5 protein-coding genes are annotated in these 5,293 nt (G+C 48.3%); 4 read left to right on the forward strand and 1 reads right to left on the reverse strand.

Annotated features, from left to right (window positions below):
• Positions 1-153: 153 nt before the first annotated feature.
• Positions 154-279 (reverse strand): hypothetical protein, encoded by a 126-nt coding sequence (locus ACSZPU_RS23040; RefSeq protein ID WP_499003592.1) that lies wholly within the window; start codon positions 277-279, stop codon positions 154-156.
• A gap of 366 nt (positions 280-645) precedes the next feature.
• Here ACSZPU_RS23040 and ACSZPU_RS23045 point away from each other — a divergent pair, with 366 nt between their 5' ends.
• The 4 genes from ACSZPU_RS23045 (at position 646) to ACSZPU_RS23060 (ending at position 5,281) form a co-directional block, all read left to right on the forward strand.
• Complete coding sequence (locus tag ACSZPU_RS23045; protein ID WP_499003595.1) at positions 646-2,256, forward strand: gamma-glutamyltransferase family protein; 1,611 nt, start codon at positions 646-648, stop codon at positions 2,254-2,256.
• Between the two features lie 52 nt (positions 2,257-2,308).
• Positions 2,309-3,613 carry an oxalate/formate MFS antiporter gene (oxlT, locus tag ACSZPU_RS23050; protein ID WP_499003602.1) on the forward strand — a complete coding sequence of 435 codons (1,305 nt, stop codon included), beginning with the start codon at positions 2,309-2,311 and terminating at the stop codon, positions 3,611-3,613.
• A 27-nt stretch (positions 3,614-3,640) separates the two neighbouring features.
• A complete protein-coding gene (locus tag ACSZPU_RS23055) occupies positions 3,641-4,339 on the forward strand; it encodes a GntR family transcriptional regulator (protein ID WP_499003598.1) in 699 nt (232 codons plus the stop codon).
• A gap of 303 nt (positions 4,340-4,642) precedes the next feature.
• Positions 4,643-5,281 carry an HAD hydrolase family protein gene (locus tag ACSZPU_RS23060; RefSeq protein WP_499003600.1) on the forward strand — a complete coding sequence of 213 codons (639 nt, stop codon included), beginning with the start codon at positions 4,643-4,645 and terminating at the stop codon, positions 5,279-5,281.
• Positions 5,282-5,293: the final 12 nt, after the last annotated feature.

The raw sequence follows: 5,293 nt of genomic DNA on the forward strand, positions 1-5,293 counted from the left end.
AAAAACGTGTGTTTTTAGTCATCCTGTTTACCTCTCTCTCAAAGAGTTTAGTCTCCAGGATTCCCGGGGCGGTTCACATTGTGCAGGCACAACACTGCGACAGACACGTTGCCTTACACATGACTTTCACGGCTTCCCGCTTCTTGTCTGCCGTCAGAACTTTTGACCCGGAGCCACCTGTAACAACTCCTTATCCAGTATGGCTTCAGTGAGCAACTTCCTGAGGCTGGCGTTCTTCTCTTCAGGTGGCTTAATTCGCTTCACTTCCAGGGCTTTCATTCCGCCAGAGTCCTCGCGACAGGTGCAGAAGGTGGCGTCTGAATTAGCATGCGTTCCCGGACAGAAACTCCGGCTTCGACCTCGCGAAAGAAACTGATGATCTGTGCGTCGGAATAACGCTTCTTCATGGGGATGTCCTCACGTTTCTGATGAATACATTACTAACATCGCGGTGTGTTAATCAACGGGGAGTAGGTCACGGTGCATTTGCACCATATATTCGCACCGTTACGGTGAGACAATCCGGTAATCTCATTATATGTATAGCCAGAAATTAATTAATATATTGATATTTAATTATTTTTTAAGATTGGCGCATTTTATGCTTACGACGTGTATACACACATGTCGACAGGGCATTATGCAATGAGTCTGACGAATTCGATAAAATGCACACAGGGTATGGCTGTGGCACCACACGCAATGGCAGCGCAGAGCGCGATAGCTGTTCTAAAAGACGGTGGAAACGCCATTGAGGCGATGGTCGCTGCTGCAGCCACTATTGCCGTTGTTTATCCGCATATGAACGGTATTGGTGGCGATGGCTTCTGGTTGATCTCTGTGCCGGGTAAAAAGCCTGTCGCGATTCAGGCATGTGGATATGCTGCAAAAAAAGCTGATATTCCATTTTATAAAAATAACGGTTTTCAGCAGATTCCGTTTCGGGGACCTCATGCTACCAATACGGTGGCAGGAACAGTGGCAGGCTGGAGCCTGGCACTGAAATGGGCGGAAAAGAATATCATTGAGCCAGCACGTATCCCGTTATCCCGTCTGTTGAAAGATGCCATCCACTTCGCACGCAATGGAGTGCCGGTCAGTGATGGGCTACATCACCAAATCGCATCAAAGCTGGAACAATTACAGTTATCACCTGGTTTTACAGCATTATTTGCACCATCAGGTGAGGCGTTAAACACGAATGAATTACTGTACCAGCCTGCATTAGCAAACACACTGGAAAAACTGGCCATAAACGGGCTGGATGATTTCTATCACGGTGATATCGCTCGCCTTATTGCCAGTGAACTTGAGGCCGCTGGCAGCCTGTTAAGGTTCAGCGATCTCAATAATTTCCATGCCTCGCTGGTCAATCCGTTGGCTCTGCAGACGGATGCAGGCACGATTTATAACCTGCCTCCTCCATCTCAGGGGCTGGTCTCTCTGCTTATTACCGGAATAATCGAAAGTCAGCGAAAAAAAGGTGCCATTGTCGGGGAAGCCGATTTTATCCACCAATCTGTGGAAGCAATCAAACTGGCGTTTGATCTGCGGGATAAACATATCACGGATCCGGCGCATATGACCGTTGACCCACAATCCCTCCTCTCTCACGAAAATATCGAAATGCTCAGCAAACAAATTGAGGCTGAGCGGACACGGGCATGGGATGGAGGCCGCGGTCCGGCTGACACTGTCTGGATGGGCGTCGTCGATGGAGCCGGCACTGCCGTGAGTTTCATTCAGAGTATTTATCATGAGTTTGGCAGCGCCGTTATTTTGCCGGACAGCGGCATTATCTGGCAAAACAGGTGCAGCAGTTTTTCACTGGACCTCACCACGAATAACCCGCTTCAACCAGGGCGTCTGCCATTCCATACGCTCAATCCGGCTTTGTTGAGCCTGAAAGACGGCGGCGTGATGGTTTACGGCAGTATGGGCGGCGACGGTCAGCCGCAGACAATGGCTGCAGTCTTCGATCGCATCATGCACCAGGGCATGTCTCCGCAGGAGGCGGTAGCAGCGCCACGCTGGCTGCTGGGGCGCACGTGGGGGGAAGTCAGCGACACACTCAAGATGGAAAGCCGCCTGAGCCCGGCGACTACCGATACCCTCAGATGCTACGGCCATGACATCGAAATTTATCCCCCTTACGACGACATCATGGGTCACGCCGGTGCCATCATCCGCCACGGCGATGGCCTGCTGGAAGGCGGCAGCGATCCGCGCAGCGACGGTGGTGTCGCGTACTGGTAACACCCGTTTAATCCAACGACATGATTTTTACAAAGGGGATTCGATATCCGTGATGAACTCCCCCGGACAAGATAATTTCACACTGCGATCGGAGATTATTATGACAACGCTTAGCGAACAATTCGTTACACCTAAATATGGTAAATGGGGGCAACTTATTCTTGGTTTGATTTGTATGGCCGCCATTTCAAGTACTCAATATGTCTGGACATTACTGACAAAGCCGTTAGCCGCGAAACTGGGTGTGGGATTACCGGAATTGCAGGTCACGTTTTCTCTGCTGATCATCCTCCAGACTTTCTTTTCTCCATTTCAGGGGCGGCTGGTTGAAAAATTCGGGCCCAGACTACTGATTTCTATCGGTACCCTTATGGCCGGCATGAGTTGGGTTCTTTCCGCTCACATACATGGTCTAACTATGCTATGGCTGATCTACGGCTGTATGGGAGGCCTTGGAACCGGGATTGTTTACATCGGCGTAGTCGGTCTGATGGTTAAATGGTTCCCACAACATCGTGGATTTGCTGCTGGCTCAGTGGCAGCAGGATACGGTATGGGAGCTATCTTAACCACATTCCCCATATCAATGTCACTTGGCAGTTACGGCCTTGAGCAAACGATGACAGTGTTTGGCATTATTTTTGCCCTCGTCGGATTTCTGGCTAGCCAGGGGCTCAGGCTGCCACCGGACATGGTGACGATGCCGGTTAGTCAGAAGGTGGCACAGAGCAATAAACAATTTACCTCACGCGAAATGCTGCGCCAACCGCTATTCTGGCTAATGTTCGCTATGATGGCGATGATGTCCACTTCCGGATTAATGGTGACATCACAAATGGCAGTGTTTGCAGATGATTTCGGGATCAGCAAGGCGGTGGTATTTGGTATGGCAGCTTTGCCGCTGGCACTGACGATAGATCGCTTCACTAATGGACTTACCCGTCCGCTGTTTGGCTTTATCTCTGACCGTTACGGACGCGAGAAAACCATGTTTATCGCATTCGCTCTCGAGGGTCTTGCCATGACATTATGGCTGGCGTGTCGTGAAGATCCAATGCTCTTTGTACTATTATCCGGTGTGGTGTTCTTTGGCTGGGGAGAGATATTTTCACTTTTCCCGTCAACGCTGACCGATACCTTTGGCAGTGAACATGCTGCGTCAAACTACGGCTGGTTGTATATTTCACAAGGGATTGGTTCGATTTTCGGCGGGCCACTGGCGGCGCTCTTGTATCAACACACTCAGGGATGGCATGTTGTCTTTAGCTGTGCGATTGGTCTTGATTTTATTACCGCTGGTCTCGCACTTTTCATTTTAAAACCCTGGCGTACGCGATTCATTCGCCAGAATAGCTAATCGCTGTGCTTTTCAGGAATAACTACAATGACATCTGTACCTACACAACTTCTTCCGCATTCAGAACGCGTCTGTCATCAACTGCGGCAGGAAATTTACCAGTTTGTTCTTCTGCCTGGCGATCGCTTCACAGAGGTGGATATTGCCCGGCGCCTGGGGTGCTCGCGCACACCAGTGCGCGAAGCGCTACTGATATTACAAAACGAAAATCTGGTCAGACGCTGTATCCCTAACGGATGGGAAGTCTTTCCCATTGATTTTGATGCGTATGAAGAACTCTACGAAACGCGCGAGTTGATTGAAACGAATACAGTCAGGCGTCTGTGTAACCCGACTTCTCCAAAAGTGAACCGGGATGTTATCACCAGGCTTAAAGCAATATGGTCTGTTGCGCCTGAGACGCGATTGCTGGAATGCGATAAAGTCGCGGCACTTGACGAGCAATTTCATATCACTCTGACGGAAGCCGCCGGCAATAGTGAGCTGACGGCAATACTGACCAATATCACTGACAGGATCCGCATTATTCGTCGGCTCGATTTTGAATATGAGTCGCGTATTACGCAAACCTATGAAGAACATGCTGAATTGCTTGATGCTATAGAACGCAGACTTGAGGAGCGTGCAGCAGAGTTAATTACCCTGCATATAAAAGATGCCCACGTTGGTGCCACCACTATCACGTTGAGCCGCCTACAGCGCGTCCGGGCGAAAGCCCTTTCCTGAGTTCAGGCTCCATTCAAAGGGAACCTGAACCAGAAAGAGTTGGAGAGCAAAACATACAAAATGTATGGTAAAAATGAAATATTCATCTGAAAAATCTATTTTGTCGCTTTGAACAACTCCACAATTTAGTCCATGAACTCGCCTTGAACTTCTGAGGAGCAACTCCCGACGCAGACTTTAAGTTAGCCGACGATTTTGCTGCGTTGTTCTGTAAGTATTCGAGTTAAACAAGGAATATCAAATGCCAATTAAATATTAGTTCTTCCACATATTAAACATTAATATCAACAAGATGGAGGATTTATGATCTTGATTGATAATGTTAAGAATGAAGAGTTACAAGATATAAGTTTTGTTCTAACCGATATGGATGAGACGCTGACTTATCAGGGGAGGCTACATGCTCGGACCTATCAAAGCCTTGAGAAGTTACAGGGTGCAGGTATTAAAGTGATTCCGGTCACTGCTGCTTCTGCCGGATGGGCTGATCAAATGGCCAGAATGTGGCCTGTAGATGGGGTGATTGCCGAAAATGGCGGCTTGTTCCTTACCCGTAATGCCAATAATCATGGTATCGATAGGCACTATTGGCATGAAGATGAGTTTTTAAAGAATCAACAAAAGCTGAACGAAATTCAGAGAAATATCCAGTTTAAACAACCATGGTTAGAGGTGTCTGATGATCAGAGTTTCCGCCTGACAAGTATCGCTTTCAAACTGCCGGAAGTTCATGAACAGACTCAACAACTTGTTGAAGAATTAGAGAAAAATGGCTGCGGCTATACGATTAATAATTTATGGGTACTGGGTTGGCTCGGTCAGTATGACAAACTCCTTATGAGCCGAAGGATACTGAAAAAGTTTTATGCTCTGGAAGAAGGGAAGGTGCGATTTAATCGGTGGGGTTCAGTGGAGTCCTTAGCTGTATTAGCCTTACCTTAGCTGAGCTGTATT

Source organism: Phytobacter sp. V69, from assembly GCF_965644215.1.
Taxonomy (GTDB): domain Bacteria; phylum Pseudomonadota; class Gammaproteobacteria; order Enterobacterales; family Enterobacteriaceae; genus Phytobacter.